Genomic DNA, 21,325 nt, shown 5'->3' with positions numbered 1-21,325 from the left:
CCGCGTCGTTTCGTACGAACCGCACAGATCGAATGAAACGACAGGCAGGTCACCCGTGTCGCAGCACGCCGAGCTGCCGCTGCAAATCGAGAGCTGCTGCGGCTGCCTCCGCTCCTTTGTCTTCGGACGCGCCGGGCCCGCCGGCCCGATCGATCGCCTGCTGCTCGTCATCGCAGGTGAGCAGCCCGAACCCGACCGGGCACCCCTTGTCGAGGGCGACTCGCGTCAGCCCGTCGGTGGCGGCTTCGCAGACGAAGTCAAAGTGCGGCGTGCCACCGCGGATCACCACGCCCAGCGCGACCACGGCATCTGCGCCGCCGTCGAAGGCCGCCTGCGCGGCCAGCGGCAGTTCGAAGCTGCCCGGCACTCGCACCGTGCGCCACCGCACGCCCGCCTCACTGAGCGTGCGCTCGGCCCCGGCGATCAGACCGCTCATGACCTGCTCGTGCCAGCTGGCTGCGACGACGGTGACGCGCACGTCGTGCGATGCCCCGCTCCGGCCGCCCTCCGCCTCGTCTGCGACGGCTTCGGAGATGCGCTGCTTGGGGGCTCCTGCTCGACTCATGCCTGTACCTGCTCTCGTTCGTGCTGAATCATGTTCTGCTGGTCTGCGATCGAGGGCGTGGCTCCGGGGGCCGCCAGCCCGCTCATCGGGGCGTTCTCTGGATGCGCGCGGCGCCAGGCCGCGATCTGGGCCACCGTGAGCACCGGCAGCCCGTACTCCGCTCCGATGAGCACCAAGTCGGGAAATCGCATCATCTCGCCGTCGTCGTGCACCATCTCGCCGATGGCCGCCACGGCTGGCAGCCCTGCCAGGTGCATCAGGTCGACACCCGACTCGGTGTGTCCGCCACGCACCAGCACGCCGCCGTCGCGAGCGCGCAGCGGCACGATGTGGCCGGGGCGCAGCACCGAGTCGGCCGTGGACGCCGGGTCGGCCAGCACGTTGAGCGTGCGGCACCGGTCGGTCGCCGAGATTCCGGTCGTGACGCCCTCGGCGGCGTCGACGGTCACCGTGTAGGCGGTGCGTTTGGGGTCTTGATTGTGCGCGACCATCGGCGGCAGGTCAAGGCGATCTGCGAGTTCTTCGGTCATCGGTGCGCACAGGTAGCCCGAGGTGTGCCGAATCATCCAGCCGATCCATTCCGGCGTCGCCATGGCCGCCGAGATGATGGCGTCGCCTTCGTTCTCGCGCCCTTCGTCATCGGCGACGAGCACGGGGAGTCCCTTACGCAGCGCCTCGACGGCGGAGCGCAGAGTCACCGCGATGCGATCTAGGTCGATGGCGCTGGTGGCGGCTGGGGCGCCGGTCTGAGATGTGACGGTCATCGTGCGACCTCCTGGGCATCGTGCACGGGTGTCTGCAGCACTCCTTGGGCCTGCAGCAGCTGCTGCACGTGACGCGCGAGCACATCGGTCTCGATGTTCACGCGGTCTCCCGCGCTCAGCGAGCCGAGATCGGTGTCGTGCTGGGTCTGCGGAATGAGCGACACTTCGAACCAGTCGTCGCTGCGGGCGCTCACGGTGAGCGAAACGCCGTTGACGGCGATCGACCCCTTGAAGACGACCAAGTCGGCGACGTCAGGGGTGAGCGACAGGCGCAGCACGAGCTGCTCGCCGACCGTGTCGGTCGCGAGCACCTCGGCGACGGCGTCGATATGCCCCTGAACGATATGCCCGCCCAAGCGAGCATCGGCCTGCAGAGCGCGTTCGAGATTCACGCCGGTACCGGGAACGATCCCGCCCAAGGTGGTGCGCTGCAGCGTCTCGGCCATCACGTCTGCGGTGAACGACGTGTCGTCGTGTTCGAGCACGGTCAGGCAGACGCCGTTGACCGCGACGGAGTCACCACGTCGGAGCGTGGCAGCGAACGGCACATCTGCGAGAGTGACGTCGGCTGAACGGTCGTGTGGCTGCAGCGCGAAGAGAACTCCTCGCGCCTCGATGAGACCGGTGAACATGTGTTCCTTCCCGGCCCACGGGAGCATGCGGTGCGACTTCGTCGTTCGTCATCGAACCCCGTTTCGGGTGCTGCGGATGACGACGTCAGACGTCGCAGGCCGCAAGTGCTTACTCCCATCCAGACTCTCACTGTCGGCACCGGAATTTCACCGGCTCAACCGTCTGCCTCATCACTTCGACGAGTAGGAACGGGTCGCGGACTGTCACCGCCGGCTCGGAATTTCACCGACCCCGTGAGCACTTGTTGCTGACACCATTATGCGCCGCGGGCGCAGGCCAGACAACACCACCCGCTGGTCTCTCTGATGAGCGCACCACCGATGCATGGCACAGAGCGCGCAAACGCCTCAGCGCAGACGATCCGAACGCTACGAGGCGGAGTCTTCTTTCGCATCCGCATCATCGACCGGATCGACCTTGATCGTGCGCGGGGGCGCGCTCTCGTCGCGCTCGACCACGATGGTGCACTCCGTGACCAGAGCCGCGACGGCGCCGACCGCCGCGAGCACTGGGGCGAGCGCGACGCCGACGACGCCGAGCGTCAGCGGGAACTGCACGATGACACGGCCCTCTTTGCTCTTCACAGCGATCGAACGCACGTTGCCCTCGTGCAGCAGCTGCTTCACCTGATCGAGCAGCTGCCCGCCGGTGACCTTGAACTCTTCGAAACGGGTCATGAGGTTCCTCTCGTTGCGAAAGCCGTACTGCCTTCATTGTGTCAGGCAGGGCTGACGGATGCTCACCCAGGCTGCCTCGCCTGCTGTGCATAGACTGAGAGTCGTGCAGCATCTCACGCTCAGCATCGCCCTGCTCCCCATTCTTGCCGTGGTCGCGACGCTCATCACCCGCTTCATCGGACGGATCGCACCAGTGCCTCTGCCCGCGATCGAGATCGTGCTGGGCGTGATCGCCGGGCCTGCGGTGCTCGGGCTCATTCAGCCGAACGAGATGATCTCGGTGCTCTCCGAACTCGGCGGCGCCTTTCTGTTTCTGCTCGCCGGCACCGAGATCGACGTGCGCGCGATCACCGGCCGACCGCTGCGACGAGCGGCAGGTGCCTGGGTGATCTCTTTCGCCGTGCTCTTCGCCCTCGGCTCGGTGGCGGCCGGAGCCGCCGTCGCCCCGGTCATCGCGATCGCGCTGTCGTCGACCGCCGTGGGCATGCTGCTGCCCATTCTGAAGGATGCGGGCGATCTGGGGTCACCCTTCGCGACGTCGGTCGTGGCCAACGGTGCGGTCGGCGAGTTTCTGCCGCTGATCATGATGTCGCTGCTGCTCTCGGGGCGCACGCTGAGCACGTCCCTGCTCGTACTCGTCATCTTCGCCGTGATCGCCGTGTTTCTGCTGTGGCTGGCGAATCGCATCCCGCATGCTCGACTCCACCGGTTCATCCGCGAGACCCAGCACACCAGCAGCCAGTTCGCCCTGCGCCTTGTGATCATGATCATGGGCGTCCTGATAGCCCTCGATCTGCTGTTGGGCATCGACACCCTGCTGGGCGCGTTCACTGCGGGCATGGTGCTGCGCGTGCTGCTCTCGGACGCCCCGCATGAGGATGCCGCGTTCGTCGAATCGAAACTGCAGGGCATCGGCTTCGGGCTGCTCGTGCCGATCTTCTTCATCAACGCCGGCCTCGGCTTCGATCTGCAGGCGCTGTTCGCGTCGCCGATTCTTCTGCTCATCACTGTGGGTTCGGCGCTCGCGCTGTTCGTCGTGCGCGGCCTGCCCGGAATGCTCACCGCCGCACGAGGCTCCTCGGCCCGGTCACGGTTTGCACTGGCTGCTTACACCGGCACCGCACTGCCGATCATCGTCGCCGCGTCCACACTGGCCGTCTCGCAGCAGATCATCGGCAGCGGTCTGGCAGCCGCGCTGATCGGCGGCGGGCTGCTCTCCGTGATCATAGGACCCGTCGTCGGCGCCACGCTGCACAAGCCCCAGGGGCAGACGGGCGCAGGCGGTCAGCGCGGAGACGCGGCGAGTGCCTCCCGAGACGAAGACCCGGGAGACACTCCGTTCGTCACCACGCTGGGCTGAGCTCAGGCGGCGCCGAGCAGAGACTCGGCGAAGCCTGCGACCCGTGTGCGCAGGTCGTCGATACGCTGCTGACGCGCGGCGAGCACGTCGTATCCCTTGTAGAACGCCGGCGGGTCGTTGCGCACGTTGTGCGAGCACTGAAAGTCGTCGCAGATCAAGGTGCCGACGGTGTCGCCACGGCGCCCCGCGGCCCCGGCGCGCTTCGCGCTCCAGAGCACGACCGGGTTCGGCAGCCGCACGTCACGGCACCAATGGCACATGGTCGGTGTGCGAGGGGCGGCCGCGGCACGCGTCAGCAGCACGCCGACCGGGTCGCCGTCGAGGCGCGGCAGCACGACATAGGCGCGTCGCGCATACTTCGGGTCGCGCCAGCCCAGGTAGTCGAGCTGCTGCCAGTCTTCTTCCGTGAGTGCGGCGAAGTCGTCGCGAAATGTGAGCTCTTTCGTCTCTCGCCGTGAGGCGTTGACGAACGAAGAGCGGATGAAGGATTCGGTGAGAGTCTGCATGAGTATGCCTTTCACGGCGCGCGGCATCGCAGAGACGCCGCTTCGCCGGGAGAAATGGTGAGTGAGTGATCAGGGTCGCTCGACCGCCGCGCCTGGCCGGATGTCAGGCACGGTGGGAGCATCCGCGCTAATCGTCGTCGGCGAGTGCTTCGCCGACGACCTCCTCGCGCTGTGCATACATCTCTCGGTAGTTCACGCGGACAGTCTACTCAGATGCTCCCGCAGCGCGACGCACCAGCGCACGCACCTGAGCATCCACCGCGTCGTTCCAGGCCGCAAGGGCGAACGAGGTCGGCCAGATCGCACCGTCGTCGAGCTGCGCGTCTTCGCTGAAGCCGAGCGTCGCATACCGAGTGTCGAACTTGGACGACGGCTGCAGGAACACGATGACTTTGCCGTCACTGGCGTACGACGGGAACCCGTACCAGGTCTTGGCTTCGAGATGCGGAGCCTCGTCGGCCACGATCACGTGCAGACGCTGCGCGATCACCGCGTCGAGCCCGTCGAGTGCTTCGATCGCCGCGACGCACGCCTCGTATTCGCGCGCCCGCTTCGCCGCGCCTTTGACGCCGCTGATCGAGCGCAGCTCTTCGGCGCGCTGACGCATCGCCGCACGCTCGCTCGCGCTGAACCCGTCGGTGTGGTCTGTGTCTGTCATGTGCGGTCTTTCTCTCGGGGTGTTCTGCCAGCGTAATCGAGGCGCCCTGCGCCTGCTGCTACGCTCGTCAGTACCACACGGGTGCCCCGGTCACGGGGCTGAGATCGGGCTGCCGACGCCTGCGACCGTCGAACCTGTCCGGGTCATGCCGGCGAAGGAAGAATGGGAGTCCCTTATGCACGCAATCACCACGCCCGATCACAACGAGACGTCTGCTGCCCGCGCGAGCGGAGCATCCGCCGGCGAACGCTTCACCGACTCGCTGCGCGACGACAATGCAGCCAACTGGCAGGCGGTCGTCGGGCACCGCTTCGTCTCGGAGCTGTTCGACGGTTCGATCGACGACTCGGTGATGTGCCGGTATCTGATTCAGGATCACCGCTTTCTCGACGGCTTTCTGGCTCTGATCGGGGCGGCTGTGGCGAGCGCCGACAGGTTGGATGCTCGACTGCGGCTCGCAGCATTCGCCGGCGACGTGGCGGGCGACGAGAGCACGTACTTTCTGCGCTGCTTCGCGAAGTTCGGGGTGAGCGAGGCCGACCGCGCGAAGATTCCGGACACGGCTGCCACTGCCGGATTCAAACGGGTCTTTCGCGATGCCGCCGACACCCGGAACTACACCATCATTCTCTCGGTGCTGCTGGTGTCGGAATGGTCGTACCTGAGCTGGGCGATGCGCGCACCCGAGCAGGCACCCGCAAGCTTCGTGCACGCAGAGTGGATCACGCTGCACGACAACCCGCCGTTCAGACAGCTGGTCGAGTTTCTGCGCAGCGAACTCGATCGTGTCGGCCCGGCTCATGCCTGCGAGGCTCGGGAGTTCTTCGGACGCACGGTGCAGCTTGAGCTCGACTTCTTCGATCAGTCGTACGAGCTGCGGTGACCTGCAGGCTGGTGGGCTCTGGTGCATGGGGGGCTGGTGAGTACCAGCCGGTGAGCGCTGGCCGGCCAGCCCCGATGAGTGTGAGCCCGCCAGACTTTGTGAATGCTGGCAGGTCGGGCCCGATGAGTGTCAGCCAGCCGGACTCTGTGAGTGCTGGCAGGTAGGGCCTCGGCCGAGAAATGCAGAAGGTCGGAAGCCCAATTGGGTTTCCGACCTTCTTCGCACCGCGTCGGCGCATCTGTTGCGGGGGCTGGATTTGAACCAACGACCTCCGGGTTATGAGCCCGGCGAGCTACCGAACTGCTCCACCCCGCGGCACAAGAGATAACAGTAGCACCGATGTGCGCCTGCGTCCACTCTGCGCCGGTTCTGCCCTGGTTCCGGTTGAGTTTCGCCGGCTCTGCATCGGTACTGGCTGGTTCTGCAACGGTGCTGGGAGGTCTGAATCAGTTCTGCCGAGTTCTGACACTCCTTCCTCTCCCCTCCCCGCTGAATCCTGACATATCAAATGCCGCCCCACGGCATCCGATCAACGAAAGTACAAAACCCGCGACCATCAGCAAACGATGCCCGCCACTTCTACACACTCATGTCTGAGCATCCACACCATTCAACGGCTTCTATGCACTCGCGGCCGCCCGCACACCCTCTCGTGCACGACACCTCCATCCCAGGCCGGCCAACTACAGCCAGTCGCCGCAAATGACGCCCCATGGCGTCCAGACATGCCAAATGGCATGACTCGATGCTTCTGCACGACAGTTCCCATGCCTCGGTCGGGAGCGAACGGCAAATCCCAAGACTGGGTACAAGAAAACAAGACGGGCGGGCAGAGGTGACAAGACAAGGACAGGTGCAGCGGCAAGGACAGGTGCGTCAGGGAAACATCCTTCTGCGGGATGACCCCGGACCAGCGGGCGCACCCTACAGTTGGGAGTGTGAGCAGACCGACAACTTCGAGCGCTGAAGCCCAGCCGACACCAGTCGTTCTGGTTGCAGCGCCCGTCGAGAATGCTCCAGCAGTGTCTTCAGAGGCAGCAGCACGAGCAGTGAGCGCAACAGCGGCAACAGCGGCAACAGCAGATGCAGTACCAGCAGGCGCAACGCCGCCGGCAGCAGCACCGCTGACAGCGACGACGGCGTTCGCCCATCGCCCGCGCCGAGGGATGGTCGGTCGCGTGCTGCACTGGTTCGCGAGCCATGTGCAGCTGGTCGACACACTGTTGGTCGCCGCACTCTCTGCGATTCTGGTTCTGCCCTTCGCCCTGGTGGGCATTGGCAGCACCTTCGACCACACGAACTGGCAGAACGACACCTGGACAGGCTTTCTCTTCTCAGTGCTCGTCACGCTGCCGCTGATCTGGCGGCGCACCCGTACCGTGCCGGCTGCGATCGCGATGGCCTCGGTCTGCGTGGTTCAGGTCGCGCTCGGCGTGCAGGTGGTGCCCGCCGACGCACTCGTGCTCATGATGGTCTATGCGCTGGCCGCCTACGCCCCACGATGGGCTTCGATCAGCGGATTCTGGCTGGCGATCGCCGGTGCCGCCGCCCTCATCGTGCGGTACCGCGCGATGCCGGTGCTGACATCGACCGATTCCGCAGAGGGAATTCAGGAACCTGCACAACCGCTGTTCCAGATCGTCCTGGCCGTCACCATCTTCTTCGGCTTCATCGCCGCATCGGTCACCGCGGCCTGGCTGCTCGGTGCGATCACCCGCAATCGCATCAGTCAGCAGCGCGAACTGCGCGAGCACGCCGAACGTCTCGAGATTCAGCAGCAGCAGGAACGCGACCTCGCCGCAGCAGACGAACGCGCCCGCATCGCCCGCGAGATGCACGACGTCGTCGCTCACTCACTCTCGGTGATGATCACCCAGGCCGACGGCGCCCGCTACGCGTCGCAGAACGACCCCGAGATCGCCCGGCGCACCCTCGAGACCATCGCCGAGACCGGCCGTTCGTCGCTGCACGAGATGCGACGCCTCTTGGGAGTGCTGCACGACGACTCCGGCGCCGAGACACGGCCGATGCCCACCATCGCCGACATCCCCGACCTCGTCGACACCGTGCAGCTGTCAGGAACCCGCGCGAAGCTCACCGTGAGCGGCGACGCCACCCGCGCCGATCGTCTCACCGCCGGCGCCCAGCTCGTGGCCTACCGGGTGGTGCAGGAGGCCCTCACCAACGTCCTCAAACACGCGGGCCCCGGACCGCAGGCGACCGTGACCCTGCACTGGGGCGAACACACGCTGCAGCTGCAGATCGACGACGACGGTCGTGGCGCTCTGAGCAGCGACGACGGAGCAGGCAACGGCCTGCGCGGCATGCGCGAACGCCTCGCACTCTATGACGGCAGTGTGCAGGCGGGCCCGCGCGCCGGCGGCGGCTTCAGCGTGCACGCGACGCTGCCCTACGAGAACGGAGCCTCATGACCACGCCCGCCTTCGATCGCGCACAGACCGGCCCGGCTGAAACGTCGCGAACCGACGCTTCGCACATCGACGTCGCGATCGTCGACGACCAGGCGCTCGTGCGCGGCGGGCTGGGCATGCTGGTCGACTCCCAGCCAGATCTCACGGTCACTGTGCAGGCAGACAACGGGTGGGATGCCGTCAAAAAGCTGCGAGAGCACCCCGCCGACGTCGTGCTGATGGACGTGCGCATGCCCATCATGGACGGCATCGCTGCGACGGCCCGAGTGCTCGCCGACCACCCCGAGACGCGGGTGATCGTGCTCACCACCTTCGACCTCGACGAATACGTGCTGCGGGCGATCGAGGCGGGAGCCAGCGGCTTTCTGCTCAAAGACGCCCGCCCCGAAGAGCTGCTCACGGCAATTCGCACCGTGTGCCGCGGCGATGCCGTGATCTCGCCGTCGATGACGCGTCGCCTGCTGGCGCACGTCGTACCGATGCTGCAGACCAGAGCAGCGGCGGATGCCGGAGCTCGCCCGCCCCGCTCCCCCGCGCCCGCAGACCTCCCGAGCACCGCATCCGCCCGCGCCGCGATCGCGACGCTCACACCACGAGAACGCGAGGTTCTGGTGCTGATGAGCGAAGCGCTGTCGAACGCCGAGATCGCCGCCCGACTGCATCTGTCCGAGACCACGGTGAAGACGCACGTGGGCCACGTGCTGATGAAGCTCGATGCGCGGGATCGCGTGCAGGCCGTCGTACAGGCCTTCCACGCGGGCATCGCGGCGCCCGCGCCTGAGTGCGCCTGAGTTCGGCTGAATCGCGACGATCTGCTGAGCGCAGGCAGGCACACCCCGATCAGGGGAATCTCCTCCTGCAGGATGAGCTCTCGAGAATCCTCCTTCGGCATGACGCGCACGCCGATGTGCTCGACGATGCTGTGGGTATCAGGTCGCAGCAGGCTCGCTCGGCCGAACACCACAGAGGAGCGTCATGACCCCGGATTCAGACCCGACCATCCCGGTTCGCACCATCTCAGCGCGCACAGCCGACAGCGTCGAGACCGCCGTGCGCGCCGTCAACCTGTTCAAGGTCTACGGCCGCGGCGACACCCAGGTCACCGCCATCGACCACGTCGACGTGAGCTTCGGTCGTGGCGAGTTCACCGCCATCATGGGCCCGTCGGGCTCGGGCAAGTCATCGCTGATGCACGTGCTCGCCGGTCTCGACACTGCGACCTCAGGACAGGCCTGGATCGGCGGCACCGAGGTGACCGGCCTGCACGACCGCCAGCTCACCCAGCTGCGCCGCGACCAGGTGGGCTTCGTCTTCCAGTCGTTCAACCTCGTGCCCACGCTGACCACCGAGCAGAACATCACGTTGCCCGCTCGTCTCGCCCGGCAGCGCGTCGATCAGGAGTGGTTCGCCGAGGTCGTGCACCGCCTCGGTCTGCAGAAGCGGCTGAAGCACCGCCCGAGCGAACTCAGCGGCGGCCAGCAGCAGCGCGTGGCGATCGCCCGAGCCTTGCTCACTCGCCCCGATGTGATCTTCGCCGACGAACCGACCGGCAACCTCGACTCGACGTCGGGTGCCGAGGTGCTCACGCTGCTGCGCCGCAGCGCCCGTGAGATGAGTCAGACGATCATCATGGTGACGCACGACCCGGTCGCCGCTTCGTATGCCGACCGTGTGCTGGTGATCGTCGACGGGCGCATCGCCGACGACCTGCGCGCCGCCGACACCGACCAGATCATGCAGGCGCTCAGCCGGCTGGGGGCGTGAGATGCTGCGCACGACTCTCTCCACTCTGCGCGCACACTGGTCGCGCCTTGTCGCCGTCGCCATTGCGGTGGTGCTCGCCGTCGCGTTCGTCGCAGCGACGCTCATGCTCAACGCCTCCTTTCAGCAGACGCTGCGGAACACGCTGGGCTCGGATCTGACCAATGCCGACGTGCTCGTCGAGCCGCAGCCTGCCGGCTCGAACGACGCCGCCCACGGCGACGACGGTGGCGACGAGGCGGGCACAGGCGGAGCATCCGCCGCACGGCTCACCGTCGGCCAGCTGCACGCGGTGCAGCACCTGCCGCAGGTCGAGGCGGTCGGGGCCGATCAGACGGCCTCGCTCGCTCTCGAGCACGATGGGCGCAGCCAGCCCGTGTCTGCCAGTGTGCAGCTGCCGACGCCGCTGCGCCCCCACCCACTGGTCGCCGGCGCCTGGGTGACCGGCGACGGCCAGATGACCATGGATGCGAAGGGCGCCGACCAGCTCGGGCTGCACGTGGGCGACCAGGTGCGGTTCGCGAGCACGGGTGGATCGCCAGTCGAGGTCACGCTGGTCGGGCTCACCGAGACGAGCAGCTCCCCGGGCAGCGGCATGGCACCCCAAGTGGCATTGTCTGAGACTTCGCTGCTGGCCGCGCTCATGAGCACCATGCCCCCTGTTGCCGCCTCGAACCCGGCGGCCACCGACGACCTGCTGCCGATGACGAGCATCCGGGTGCAGGCCAAGGCCGGCGTCTCGCCCGACCAGGCGCGGGATGCGGTGGCCGGGGCGATCTCTTCGGCGACGCCGGCGGCAGCGGGCGACACCGTCAGGGTGCGCACCACTGAGCAGGTCGTCGCCGATCAGCTCAAGCAGTTCACCGGGCAGACCGATGTGCTGACCGGAATGCTGCTCGCCTTCGCCGTGATCGCGCTGATCGTGTGCGTGCTCGTCATCTCGAACACCTTCTCGGTGATCGTCGCACAGCGCACTCGCGAACTCGCGATGCTGCGCTGCCTCGGCGCCAGTCGCGGGCAGGTGCGTGGCAGCGTGCTGCTCGAGGCGCTGGTGATGAGCGTGGTCGCCTCGGTGCTCGGCGTGGTCGTCGCGGCGCTGATGATGTCGGGCGCCGTCGCCCTCTCGCGTTCGAGCGGCAACAGCATGCTCACCGAGCTGTCAGTGCCGGTGTCATCGGTCGTGGTCGGTGTACTCGCCGGCGTGGTGATCACACTGATCGCCGCCTGGCAGCCGGCGCGCTCGGCGACGCGGGTGGCGCCGCTCGCCGCGCTGCGGCCCGAACTGGCCACGCCGACCAAGACCCGCGCCGGTCGCGCCCGGGTGATCGTCGGCCTCGTGCTCTTCGTCGCCGGCACCGCACTGCAGTGGTACGGCTGGACGACCGCGCACCGGCCGGTGTCCGAAGACGCTGCAGAGCAGCAGCTGCTGCTCGGCCTCGGTGGCGGCGTGCTCGGCTCGGCGCTGAGCATCGTCGGCGTGGTCCTGCTCGCAATCGTGATCGTGCCGCCGCTAGTGCGGGTGATCGGCTCGCTGCTCGCACTGACCGGTGTGCCGGGACAGATGGCGACCCTCAACGCGTCTCGGAATCCGCGACGCACTGCGGCAACGGCATCCGCGCTGCTCATCGGCGTCACGCTGGTGACCACCGTGTTCACCGGCGCGTCGGTGGCCAAGGCGACCCTGCTCACGGCCGTGGACGAGGCACGACCGGTCGACGTCAAAGTGTTTCTGGCGCCGCAGAGTCGTGAGGCGAGCACCGACCAGCAGTGGATCGACGATCGCGTGCAGCGGCTCGCCGCGATCGACGACGTGCAGTCGGTCGGCACTGTGCAGGGAATCGTCGTGGGCGACTCGCCGTCGTTCGTCGGGCAGAACGCCCCGACCTCGGCACAGCTCACCCAGCTCGAGGCAGTCGATCCACAGACCTGGCAGCAGGTGGCGAAGGCTCCTCTGCCGGCGACCTCGCCCGACACAGTGACCGTCGTCGACGAGGCGCTGCCCGACGCAAGCGTGCCCGGCGGAGAGATGAGCATGACCGGGCCCGACGGACGAACCGCGTCTCTGCACCTGCAGCACGGCATGAAGAACCCGTACTTCGGCGCACTGGTCGACGAGCCCACGCTCGATCGGGTGGCGAGTGAGATCGGAGTGCCCGTCACCACGACCAGCATCATCATGCAGCTCGCCCCGGGTCTCGACGCCCAGGCGGTGCAGCATGTGGCCGAGCAGATCGGCACGATCATGCCCGACGACTACGTGTCGCCCGCCCAGCTCGAAAAGCTGATGTATGAGCAGATCATCGACGTTCTGCTGTCGATCGTGACCGGACTGCTCGCGATCGCGGTGGTCATCGCGGTGATCGGGGTGACGAACACGCTGTCGCTGTCGGTGATCGAACGGGTGCGTGAGAACGCCCTGCTGCGAGCGCTCGGCCTCACGAAGCGTCAGCTGCGCGCGATGCTCGGCATGGAGTCGGTGCTGGTGTCGATCGTGGCGACGACGATCGGCCTGGTGCTCGGCACGGCGTACGGGCTGCTCGGCGTGGGCATTCTGTTCGGGCAGACGATCGGAACCGGCGTCGAGATCTCGTGGCAGCTGCCGTGGGTGCAGTATCTGCTGTTCGTGGTGATCGCCGTGCTGGTCGGGCTGCTGGCCTCGGTGCTCCCGGCCCGGCGTGCGGCCAGGCTGTCGCCGGTCCAGGGGCTCGCCAGCGAGTAGGCCTGCGCAGCAGACCGCCAGGCGCGCGACGGCGGTGTCTCGGGAACGTCTCCCGTGACACCGCCGTCGTCTGCGTGCGCGGCGCTCGCGGGACTGTTCCGGTGTCGCTGCTGCGCTCCGAGCACGTGGCAGAATCGCAGATATGACACCAGATGCGCTGATCGCCGACCTGCATGACCGGCTGGTGGCTGCGCAGGAGCGCGAACGTCGGGCAGCCGCGCAGCTCGCCGAGGTGCGACGTCTGCAGGCCGGCGGTGAGTCTGACAACGAGCACGACCCCGAGGGCGTGCCGGTTTCGTTCGAATGGTCGAAGGCTGCGGCAGTGCTCGAGGCGGCTCAGGCCGAGCGTGTGGCGCTTGAGGATGCAGTGCGTCGCGCCCGTCTCGGAACCTACGGGGTCTGCGCCCGCTGCGGCCGCCCGATCGATCCGCGGCGTCTGGCGGTGCGCCCTGCTGCGACGCTGTGCATCGACTGCGCACAGCTCGCCTGACCTGCCGACTTCTTGCACAGCGGTCGCTCCCGCGCCCTGTGAGAGTGCGCTGTCTTCTTAGTCTCGTGCCGAATCATCCGTCTGCGGAAAGGCACATCATGAACGAATTCGTCACGCGCTCCACACGAGCCGTCAGCCGACAGTCTGGCTCTGGCGAGCATCCGCCGAACGCACCCGACGACCGCCTGCGATCAGGTCCGGAGCTCTCTGTGCGCCGTCACTGGTCGGCGGCCGCCGCCGCAGCGGTCATGATGCTGCTCATGCTCGTGCCGATGCTCCCGCTGCTGCCCACACCGGCACATGCGCTCGGCGGCGGTTCGACCCATACTGGTCGGTACGAATACGGCATCGCGCCGGTCTGGATGGGGTCGTACCGGCTTGACGACGGCCGTATCGCCTGGTGTGCCTTCGACCCCGATCTCTTCGCACCGACAGCCTCCGACTACACCTATGGTGACTGGCAGCAGGAGTCATCGTTCGTGAGCGGAAACGGAGTTGATCTCACCGGCGAGCCGCTGGAGCGGGCGGCGTACATCCTGGCGACTTGGGGAGACACAGAGGACGAATTCACCGCTCGTGCGGTCTACCGTGCCCTGCACCACCACACTGGAGTCGGCTTCGCCCTTCCAGCCGGCGAACGACTCACCGCCGATACCGCCGAACTCGCCGATCGTCTGTGGCAGGAGGCCGGCCGGTTCGGCGGCCCGCACACGCTGGCCGACCCCCGACTCACCTCCCAGCACGGCGGCCAGCAGGTCGCAGCCGACCTCGAGACCCCGCGTGGGCGCAGCGGAGAAGCGATGCCTGGTGAGGCGGTGGCCTCGATCACCGGCCCCGGCGTCTGGGAGCAGACCGGCACGAACACCCTCTCATTCGATGCCGACGGGAGCCATCGCATCTTGGCCACCGGAACCGGTGAGATCACAGTGAAAGTCGCTCGAGCGGTTCCGAGCACGCACCTGCTTGTCGCGCACCCGACTCAAACGGGCGCACAGCGGATCGTCGCGTCAGCTGAGAACGTGCCGATCTCTGCGCAGTCACGCGTGGGCGTCGTCGATCGTTTTCAGCCGGAAGCCGACACCACGGCACAGACCTGGCACCATGACGGCTCTCGGGCCGACGAGACGCCGAAGCTCGGGGCGCCGCTCGTCGACACTCTGCACGTTCGCACCAGTCGAGATACCTCGTGGCTGCCTTACGTCGACGGTTCAGGGCAGATTCCGGCGACCTTCACAGTTGACTGGTACTACTCGCCGCGCCCGCTGCCTCGTTCTCCGAAGCCGCCGGCCGAAGCGGAGCACTTCGACCGGGTGCAGGCGGTTGCGACCGGCCCCGGCGATCTCGTCGTCTCATCGAAGCGTGTGATCGATCGGTCAGGCTGGTTCTATCCCGTGGTCTCCTTTCGTGTGGCCGACCAGCCAGAGCATCTTCGTGGGCGCTTCGTGAGCGACTTCTCCGCCGACTTCCACGCTGAGCGAGAGCAGACGGTGATCCCGTGGCAGCCCAGCGTGGTGACGCAGGCGTCTGAGATCGTGGACGGTCAGGTGACCGATCTGATCGCCGTGAGCGGCAATGATCCGGCGGCCGAACTCACCGTGGTGTCAGAGCTGTGGATGTCACGGGAACCGGCGCATGCCGAAGGGCTGACGGATGCTCCCGCCGATGCCGAACGACTGGCCACGGTGTCGACGACGGTCATCGGCAATCAGACGGTGTCGACCGCTCCCGTTGACGTGCCGTGGTCGCGCTTCATCGGCGAGGAGGTCTGGCCGAACCTGTACTGGGTCGAGCACATCGACCGATCACCGAGCACAGAGCGCTGGCAGGGCAGGCATCTGCTGCCCCATGAGACGATCACGCTCACTCGCCCGACCGCAACGACGAAGACGGCGGAGCATCTCGTCGCCGGAGAGCAAGCGACAGACACCGCGACTGTGAGCGGAACCATCCCGACCTCGAACGGCTCGGAGACCGTGCACACCGAGCTGACGTTCTCGCTGTACCGGTTTGACGATTCGACTGACGGAGGCGCACAGCCAGTGTGTCTGGCGCCGATGTGGACCCAGCCGAAGCCCATTGCGGTGACGAAGCCGGGCGACTATGTCTCTGACCCGGTGACGATCGAGGTTCCGGGCACTTATGGGTTCCGGCATCATCTCTCGACCACCGTCACGCGAACGTCTGACGCCGGAGCTGGCGCATCCGGGGAGTCGGACGCTCATGAACAGGCACGGACGACCATGCTGCACGAAGGTGAGTGCGGCGCTGACGGCGAGACCGTGGTGGCGGTGTCTGCACCGGTACCGGCTGTCGACGGGGAAGCTGCTCCGCCTGCCGAGCACATCGCACCGGCGGCAGCGACGGAGATCGCCCTCGCCGCGACCGGTGTCCCGGCTCCGGTGATCTGGGTCGCGGCCGGAGTCTCGATGCTGGTTCTCGGCGCGGGCATTGTGCTGCGCAGAAGGCTTCTGTGACGACCGGAGAGCAGAGGCGACGGCAGCCGGACCCCTTCTTCAGGGCTCCGGCTGCCGTCGTTCACCGTCGCTGAGCGCGCCGCATCACTGCTGCGCGCTGATCGCCCGTTGCAGAGCGTCCTGCAGCTGCTTGTCGGCCGTACCGAACGCCGCCCAGTCACCCGAGACACGAGCCTGTTCACGAGCGTCCAACGCCGCCTTGGCATCTTTGAGGGCCTGCGCGACCGCTGGATTCGACGAAGTGCTCGTGCCACCGTCTGTGGACTGCCCGTTGTCGGTCGGCGCCGCAGACTGCCCGTCGGACGACGGCCCTGCCTGCCCGGGGCCGTTCTGCCCGACGATCGCACCCGAGTCACCGCCGAAGATGTCGTCGAGCGCTTTGTCGAGCGTGTCTTCGAAGGCGACCTTGTCACCGAACGAGACCAGGATCTTGCGCAGCAGCGGGTATGAGGTCTCGCCCGTCGAGCGCACGTAGACCGGCTGCACGTAGAGCAGGCCGCCGCCGACCGGCAGCGTCAGCAGGTTGCCGCTGCTCACCGTGGTCTGTCCCTGACGCAGCAGGTTCAGCTGTGTCGACACGGTGTTGTCCGAGTCAAAGAGGTTCTGCACCTGACCAGGACCAGGCACGCTGGTCTCGCCCGGCAGCCTCAACAACGTCAGCTTGCCGTAGTCTTCGCTTCGCTTGCCGTCGGCCCCTTCGCCATCACCGTTGGCGGCCAGATAGCCGCGCAGCACGTTTCGCGAGCCGCCCGAACTCTGCTGGATCGGAATGAAGGTGCTGTACAGCGAGAACGCCGTGTCGGTCTGCCCGGGAAGACGCATCGACAGGTAGTACGGCGGCTGCTTCGTCGAGGTGTCCGAGCCGGACTGCGGATCAGCAGGAACCTGCCAGGCGTCTTCACGCGAGTAGAACGAACCGGCATCGGTCACATGGTAGGTGCCGAGCACGTTGCGCTGAGCCTTGAACATGTCGGTCGGGTACCGCACGTGTGAGAGCAGCGCCGAACTCATCTCGTCAGCCGACTTGACGGTGTTCGGAAAGACCTTCTGCCACGCCTGCAGCACAGGGTCTTCCTGATCCCACGCGTAGAGCGTGACCGATCCGTCGTACGCATCGACCGTCGCCTTGATGGAGTTGCGCATGTAGTTGATGGTGTCGGTTGCTGGCCGAGCAGCAGATGACGCCCCGTCGTTGATGGCCTGACGGTAGCTCTGCTGCTGCGAGTAGGGGTACTGATCGCTGGTGGTATAGCCGTCGACCACCCACTGCACGCGACCGTCGACGACCGCCGGGTAGGGATCCTGGTCGAGTGTCAGATACGGCGCGACTTTCTGCACGCGATCGATCGGGCTGCGGTCGTAGAGAATCTGCGAGGAGTTGCTGACCGCGTTCGAGGTCAGAATCTCGATCGATCCGAACTTCATGGAGTAGAGCAGACGGGTCAGACCGTTGTCGAGCTTCGGCCCGCCGTCGCCCGAGAACGTGGTGTAGGTCTGATTCGACTCATTCTGCTCGCCTTCGTCGGGATTCGCGCTGCTGCCCGACGGGTAGTCGAGCTCGCGCGGCGACTCGCCTTCGGGCGCGCCCACGATCGAGTAGCCCGGCGACTTCTCGCCGAAGTAGATGCGCGGCTCGAACGACCCGAGATCGCCGCTGGTGGGAATGCCTCCCTCGAAGAAGATCGGCTTGCCGTCTGAGGTGACCTGGTTGCCGTAGGCGGCGACCACGCCGTAGCCATGGGTGTACACGATCGAGTTGTTGTACCAGGAGTCGCTGGGCTGCTGGCTGAGCTCGCGCACCGACAGCACGGTGTCGACGCTCTGACCGTCGATCTTGTAGCGATCGACGTCGAGCTTCGAGCCGAACTGGTAGTACTGCTTGTACTGCTGCAGCTGTCGGAACGTGTCGCTCACCAGATCGGGGTCGAGCAGGCGGATCGACGCCGTGGTGTCGACATCGCTGCGCAGCGCACCGGCCTTGGCATCGGTGACGGCGTTGTAGGGCTGCACGTTCACTTTGTCGATGCCATAGGCCTCACGCGTGGCATCGATGTTGCGCTGCAGGTACTCGGCCTCGAGACTGCGCTCGCTCGGCTTCACGACGAAGGTCTGCACGCCCCATGGGTAGGCCACGCCGATCAGCAGCGAGGTCGCCACCAGGACGGCCGCGCCCACGACCGGGATGCGCCAGCGACCGGTGACTGCGGCGAACACGAACCCGAGGGCCACCAGCACTGCGACGGCGACCAGAATGGTGCGGCCCGGAATCTGGGCGTTGACGCCCGAGTATCCCGCGCCGGTGAACAGCCCCTGCGGGTCGGTCAGCTGCTGATAGCGCTCGAGCCACAGGCGCACGGCGTGCAGCGCCACATAGACGGCGATGGTCACGGCGAGCTGCACGCGCGTGCCCTTGGCCACTCGCAGGCGCCGGTTCTCGATGCGGATCGATCCGTAGAGATACGAGATCGCGACGAACACGATGCCGCTGAGCAGCACTGAGAAGAGCAGGTAGCCGACCAGCTGCTGGTAGAAGGGCAGCTGGAACAGGTAGAAGCCGGTGTCAAGCCCAAACTGGGGGTCAGTCTCGCCGGTGGTGCCGCCGTTGATCCAGAGCGCGGCGGTCGTCCACCGACTCGCGAAGTAGAGTGCGCCGAACAGGCCGAAGAGGATCGGGATGCCCCAGGTGATGCCCTTGCGCAGCGGCTCGAGCACCTGCTGATACTGATCGAGTGTGGCGTTCACCCGCACATACGTCGGCCGTGAGCGAAAGGCGAACCAGACGCTCACCCAGAGCGGTCCGGCGAGAAGCACGAAACCGATCAGCCCCATCAGCCCGCCGGCGAACCACTGAGTGGTCAGCACGTTGAGAAAGCCCACCTGTCGGTACCAGAGCACATCGGTCCAAACGGCGGAGGCGGCGAAGAGCAGAGCGATGATCACGGCCAGCGCGATGATGCTGATCACAGCCACCCGGCGAGTTCTGTTGGGGTGTGTCACAGGGCTACGGGGGTCAGACACGATGGTGCGCTCCTTCGCGGGGTGGCCGGTGCTGCTCGGTCAATGCGTCATGTCATTCTAGCCAGCACCCGCTGACACCCGGTCAGTCGAGCGGCCTATTTCGCTGCAGGCTGACGGCGGTCAGCGTGCGCACTGAGGCAGCCCGGCGACGCTCTTCGTCGTCGAGATGGTGTCGAGTGCATGCAGCGCGTCGTCGAGCGAGGCGACCGAGACGACCGTCACGGAATCGGGGATGCCGCCCGCCAGTTCGGCGCAGTTGGCCTCGGGGGCCAGAAACCAAGGCGCTCCGTGATCGCGAGCGGTGAGCACCTTCTGACGGATGCCGCCGATCGGCCCGACATGGCCGGCGGCATCGATGGTGCCAGTTCCTGCGATCGTCTCACCGCCGGTCATCGAGCCGGGGGTGAGCTTGTCGATGATGCCGAGCGAGAACATCATGCCGGCGCTCGGTCCGCCGACTTTGTCGAGACTGATCTGCACCTGTGGCTTGCTCTCGGCATCCTCGAGCCCGAGATGGTTCAGGGCGGCGTCGACGGCTGCCTGTTGGGAGGTCGTCATCTGCTCGGTGGTCTCGCGTTCCTGGTCGTCGAACGTCTGTCCTGGCGGGTACACGGCGTCGAGCGGCAGCACCGTTCGCGTCGGATCGACCCAGGCGGAGGCGGTCTGCACCCAGTTTGGCTGAGCTCGCGGGCTGCCGAGCACGCGAACGGTCAGCATGTACAGGCTGCCGGTCGTCGGATAGGTCGGTGCGCCGGTGATGTCGAGCACCGTTTTGGTCTCGGTCTGCCCTTCGTCGGTCACCGTGCCGAGCACGTCATAGGCAGGCCCCTCTTCGCGAATCACATAGGGACTCGGCGTGAAGGCGCAGATGATCAGCGCTCCGGCGGCGACGATGGTCGCGAGTCGGCTCAGGCGGTGACGAGCGATGGGCATGGCGTGAATCACACTAGTGTACCGTTGTGACGAACACCAAGGAGGTCTCCATGGTTTCCCCTGAGAATCCATCCGAACCACAGGACGACGGCTCCGACGACGAGTTCCAGCGTCTGCTGAAGCAGCTCCTCAGCGGTGATTCCGAAGGGCTCGCAAAGGCAGCCGGACTCCCCATCGACCAGCACGCGATCGCTTCGATCATCGCCTCCATCCAGCAGGCCGCGGCAACCCCTCCCGGTCAGGTCGACTGGTCGCAGGCCCGCGAGCGCGCGCAGCAGGTCGCGCATGCCGCCGAGGTCGTGCTCACCGATGACGACCGCGCCCGTGCGTCCAACGCCTTCGACATCGCTCGGCTCTGGCTGAGCGAGGCCACCGCGTTCGAACCGGTCTCGACCGGCCGCGTGATGAGCCGCACCGAGTGGGCACGTGAGACCCTGCCGTTCTGGCAGCAGCTGTGCGAACCGGTTGCGGGCAGCGTCGCCGAGGCTCTGCTCGAGGCGCTGCGCAGCAATCTTCCAGAAGAAATGCGGGCCTCATTGGGTCAGGCCGTGCAGGTCATGCGCGCCATGGCGACGACCGTCTTCGTCGTCCAGCTCGGCCAGGTCGTCGGCCAGCTCGCAGCAGAGACGGTCTCGGCCAACGAGATCGGCATCCCCGCGATGCCTGACAACGAGCCGGCGCTGCTGCCGCAGAACATTCACGAGTTCTCACAGGGTCTCGAAGTGCCGGTCGAAGAGATCACGATCTTCCTGGCCACGCGTGAGCTGGCGCATGTCGCGCTCTTCCGACACGCTCCCTGGCTGACCAGCGAGCTCACCAGCGCCATCACCTCGTATGCCCGCGGCATTCAGATCGATGTGAGCCGCATCGAGTCTCTCGGCGGCGAGATCGACCCCTCTGATCTCGACTCACTGCGCGGGGCTGTGCAGCGCGGCGAGCTCATCCCGCCGCGCACTGACGACCAGAACGCGGCGCTGGCGCGCATCGAGCTGCTGCTCGCACTCATCGAAGGCTGGGTCGACACAGTGACCGGCGCCGCCGTGCGTCGGCTGCCGAAAGGTGCCGCTGTTGCCGAGGCCGTCACCCGCCGTCGAGCGATCGGCGGCCCGGCTGAGCATGCCTTCGGCACGCTCATCGGCCTCGAGTTCCGCCCTCGTCAGCTGCGCAAGGCCGCAGCGCTGTGGTCCAAGGTGACCGACGCACTGGGCAGCGCCGACCGCGACGCGATCTGGCAGCACCCTGATCTCCTTCCGACCACCGACGAACTGGATGCCCCCGAGGCGTTCATCAGCCGTGCTCGCGGCGACGAGCAGACTGACTTCGATCGTGATCTCGCCCGTCTGCTCGAAGGCGACCTGCCCGATTCGCCGAAGCCGGACGACGAGTCCGAGGACGACGCCCCAAAGCAGGATTAGTCGTCGCCGAGCCTGTGGAGAATCGTTCGCGCCGTCG

General features: G+C 66.7%; 17 protein-coding genes, 1 tRNA gene and 2 riboswitches. Of the genes, 9 read left to right on the top strand and 9 right to left on the bottom strand.

The genetic code is table 11. From position 1 onward, the window contains the following. Positions 1 to 49: 49 nt before the first annotated feature. From ribH to F8O08_RS04885, 4 genes are all read right to left on the bottom strand, one after another. A complete protein-coding gene (gene ribH, locus F8O08_RS04900; protein WP_158037292.1) occupies positions 50 to 565 on the bottom strand; it encodes a 6,7-dimethyl-8-ribityllumazine synthase in 516 nt (171 codons plus the stop codon). Further along, the gene (gene ribB / locus F8O08_RS04895) at positions 562 to 1,329 is read right to left on the bottom strand and encodes a 3,4-dihydroxy-2-butanone-4-phosphate synthase (RefSeq protein WP_158037291.1); all 768 of its coding nucleotides are present in this window, start codon (positions 1,327 to 1,329) and stop codon (positions 562 to 564) included. The genes ribH and ribB overlap by 4 nt, the downstream gene beginning before the upstream one ends. After that, positions 1,326 to 1,961, bottom strand: coding sequence for a riboflavin synthase (locus F8O08_RS04890; RefSeq protein WP_158042736.1), 636 nt, complete (start codon positions 1,959 to 1,961; stop codon positions 1,326 to 1,328). Before F8O08_RS04890 ends, ribB begins: the two co-directional genes overlap by 4 nt. A gap of 103 nt (positions 1,962 to 2,064) precedes the next feature. Next, positions 2,065 to 2,205, bottom strand: a riboswitch (FMN riboswitch). Between the two features lie 125 nt (positions 2,206 to 2,330). Further along, positions 2,331 to 2,639 (bottom strand): DUF4342 domain-containing protein, encoded by a 309-nt coding sequence (locus F8O08_RS04885; protein WP_158037289.1) that lies wholly within the window; start codon positions 2,637 to 2,639, stop codon positions 2,331 to 2,333. A gap of 103 nt (positions 2,640 to 2,742) precedes the next feature. Here F8O08_RS04885 and F8O08_RS04880 point away from each other — a divergent pair, with 103 nt between their 5' ends. After that, on the top strand, positions 2,743 to 3,999 hold the full coding sequence (locus F8O08_RS04880; protein ID WP_192496807.1) for a cation:proton antiporter: 1,257 nt from the start codon (positions 2,743 to 2,745) through the stop codon (positions 3,997 to 3,999). 2 nt (positions 4,000 to 4,001) lie between these two features. Here the strand turns inward: F8O08_RS04880 and F8O08_RS04875 are convergent, their stop codons facing one another. Then, entirely contained in the window at positions 4,002 to 4,505 is a 504-nt protein-coding gene (locus F8O08_RS04875) for an FBP domain-containing protein (protein WP_158037287.1), read from the bottom strand. A gap of 205 nt (positions 4,506 to 4,710) precedes the next feature. Continuing rightward, positions 4,711 to 5,163 carry a hypothetical protein gene (locus tag F8O08_RS04870; RefSeq protein ID WP_158037286.1) on the bottom strand — a complete coding sequence of 151 codons (453 nt, stop codon included), beginning with the start codon at positions 5,161 to 5,163 and terminating at the stop codon, positions 4,711 to 4,713. A gap of 67 nt (positions 5,164 to 5,230) precedes the next feature. After that, positions 5,231 to 5,342: riboswitch (TPP riboswitch) on the top strand. Here F8O08_RS04870 and F8O08_RS04865 point away from each other — a divergent pair. After that, positions 5,339 to 6,046 (top strand): TenA family protein, encoded by a 708-nt coding sequence (locus F8O08_RS04865; RefSeq protein WP_158037285.1) that lies wholly within the window; start codon positions 5,339 to 5,341, stop codon positions 6,044 to 6,046. (Overlaps the previous riboswitch by 4 nt.) A gap of 241 nt (positions 6,047 to 6,287) precedes the next feature. On the opposite strand, the gene F8O08_RS04860 is transcribed toward F8O08_RS04865, so the two are convergent. Then, a tRNA-Met gene (locus F8O08_RS04860) sits at positions 6,288 to 6,361 on the bottom strand. A gap of 863 nt (positions 6,362 to 7,224) precedes the next feature. Here F8O08_RS04860 and F8O08_RS04855 point away from each other — a divergent pair. From F8O08_RS04855 to F8O08_RS04830, 6 genes are all read left to right on the top strand, one after another. Next, positions 7,225 to 8,478, top strand: a complete 1,254-nt coding sequence (locus tag F8O08_RS04855; RefSeq protein ID WP_225733577.1) for a sensor histidine kinase — start codon at positions 7,225 to 7,227, stop codon at positions 8,476 to 8,478. After that, positions 8,475 to 9,269 (top strand): response regulator, encoded by a 795-nt coding sequence (locus tag F8O08_RS04850; protein ID WP_158042735.1) that lies wholly within the window; start codon positions 8,475 to 8,477, stop codon positions 9,267 to 9,269. Before F8O08_RS04855 ends, F8O08_RS04850 begins: the two co-directional genes overlap by 4 nt. 184 nt (positions 9,270 to 9,453) lie before the next feature. Next, positions 9,454 to 10,242: an ABC transporter ATP-binding protein gene (locus F8O08_RS04845; protein ID WP_158042734.1), complete on the top strand. Its 789-nt coding sequence runs from the start codon at positions 9,454 to 9,456 to the stop codon at positions 10,240 to 10,242. Between the two features lies 1 nt (position 10,243). Further along, positions 10,244 to 12,958, top strand: a complete 2,715-nt coding sequence (locus tag F8O08_RS04840; protein WP_158042733.1) for an ABC transporter permease — start codon at positions 10,244 to 10,246, stop codon at positions 12,956 to 12,958. A gap of 142 nt (positions 12,959 to 13,100) precedes the next feature. Further along, the gene (locus tag F8O08_RS04835; RefSeq protein ID WP_158042732.1) at positions 13,101 to 13,448 is read left to right on the top strand and encodes a TraR/DksA family transcriptional regulator; all 348 of its coding nucleotides are present in this window, start codon (positions 13,101 to 13,103) and stop codon (positions 13,446 to 13,448) included. A gap of 98 nt (positions 13,449 to 13,546) precedes the next feature. Next, entirely contained in the window at positions 13,547 to 15,922 is a 2,376-nt protein-coding gene (locus F8O08_RS04830; RefSeq protein ID WP_158042731.1) for a hypothetical protein, read from the top strand. Between the two features lie 84 nt (positions 15,923 to 16,006). Here the strand turns inward: F8O08_RS04830 and F8O08_RS04825 are convergent, their stop codons facing one another. Together F8O08_RS04825 and F8O08_RS04820 are read right to left on the bottom strand one after the other, a co-directional pair. Then, a complete protein-coding gene (locus F8O08_RS04825) occupies positions 16,007 to 18,892 on the bottom strand; it encodes a UPF0182 family protein (RefSeq protein WP_318655637.1) in 2,886 nt (961 codons plus the stop codon). Positions 18,893 to 19,060: 168 nt separating this feature from the next. Then, positions 19,061 to 19,873, bottom strand: coding sequence for a PDZ domain-containing protein (locus F8O08_RS04820; RefSeq protein ID WP_192497720.1), 813 nt, complete (start codon positions 19,871 to 19,873; stop codon positions 19,061 to 19,063). Positions 19,874 to 19,923: 50 nt separating this feature from the next. Between F8O08_RS04820 and F8O08_RS04815 the strand changes: the two genes are divergently transcribed. Next, on the top strand, positions 19,924 to 21,288 hold the full coding sequence (locus F8O08_RS04815) for a zinc-dependent metalloprotease (RefSeq protein ID WP_158037278.1): 1,365 nt from the start codon (positions 19,924 to 19,926) through the stop codon (positions 21,286 to 21,288). Positions 21,289 to 21,325: the final 37 nt, after the last annotated feature.

The organism is Pseudoclavibacter sp. CFCC 13611 (genome assembly GCF_008831225.1).
In the GTDB taxonomy this organism is placed as follows: Bacteria; Actinomycetota; Actinomycetes; order Actinomycetales; family Microbacteriaceae; genus Pseudoclavibacter_A.
Note: the sequence above shows the minus strand (reverse complement) of the source record. Positions and strands in the feature narration are given on the sequence as shown.

What these genes read in the sequence shown, in the direction of transcription:
- ribH (WP_158037292.1), bottom strand. Translation starts at nt 565, where the DNA reads ATGAGTCGAGCAGGAGCCCCCAAGCAGCGCATCTCCGAAGCCGTCGCA.
- ribB (WP_158037291.1), bottom strand. Translation starts at nt 1,329, where the DNA reads ATGACCGTCACATCTCAGACCGGCGCCCCAGCCGCCACCAGCGCCATC.
- F8O08_RS04890 (WP_158042736.1), bottom strand. Translation starts at nt 1,961, where the DNA reads ATGTTCACCGGTCTCATCGAGGCGCGAGGAGTTCTCTTCGCGCTGCAG.
- F8O08_RS04885 (WP_158037289.1), bottom strand. Translation starts at nt 2,639, where the DNA reads ATGACCCGTTTCGAAGAGTTCAAGGTCACCGGCGGGCAGCTGCTCGAT.
- F8O08_RS04875 (WP_158037287.1), bottom strand. Translation starts at nt 4,505, where the DNA reads ATGCAGACTCTCACCGAATCCTTCATCCGCTCTTCGTTCGTCAACGCC.
- F8O08_RS04870 (WP_158037286.1), bottom strand. Translation starts at nt 5,163, where the DNA reads ATGACAGACACAGACCACACCGACGGGTTCAGCGCGAGCGAGCGTGCG.
- F8O08_RS04865 (WP_158037285.1), top strand. Translation starts at nt 5,339, where the DNA reads ATGCACGCAATCACCACGCCCGATCACAACGAGACGTCTGCTGCCCGC.
- F8O08_RS04850 (WP_158042735.1), top strand. Translation starts at nt 8,475, where the DNA reads ATGACCACGCCCGCCTTCGATCGCGCACAGACCGGCCCGGCTGAAACG.
- F8O08_RS04845 (WP_158042734.1), top strand. Translation starts at nt 9,454, where the DNA reads ATGACCCCGGATTCAGACCCGACCATCCCGGTTCGCACCATCTCAGCG.
- F8O08_RS04840 (WP_158042733.1), top strand. Translation starts at nt 10,244, where the DNA reads ATGCTGCGCACGACTCTCTCCACTCTGCGCGCACACTGGTCGCGCCTT.
- F8O08_RS04835 (WP_158042732.1), top strand. Translation starts at nt 13,101, where the DNA reads ATGACACCAGATGCGCTGATCGCCGACCTGCATGACCGGCTGGTGGCT.
- F8O08_RS04830 (WP_158042731.1), top strand. Translation starts at nt 13,547, where the DNA reads ATGAACGAATTCGTCACGCGCTCCACACGAGCCGTCAGCCGACAGTCT.
- F8O08_RS04820 (WP_192497720.1), bottom strand. Translation starts at nt 19,873, where the DNA reads ATGCCCATCGCTCGTCACCGCCTGAGCCGACTCGCGACCATCGTCGCC.
- F8O08_RS04815 (WP_158037278.1), top strand. Translation starts at nt 19,924, where the DNA reads ATGGTTTCCCCTGAGAATCCATCCGAACCACAGGACGACGGCTCCGAC.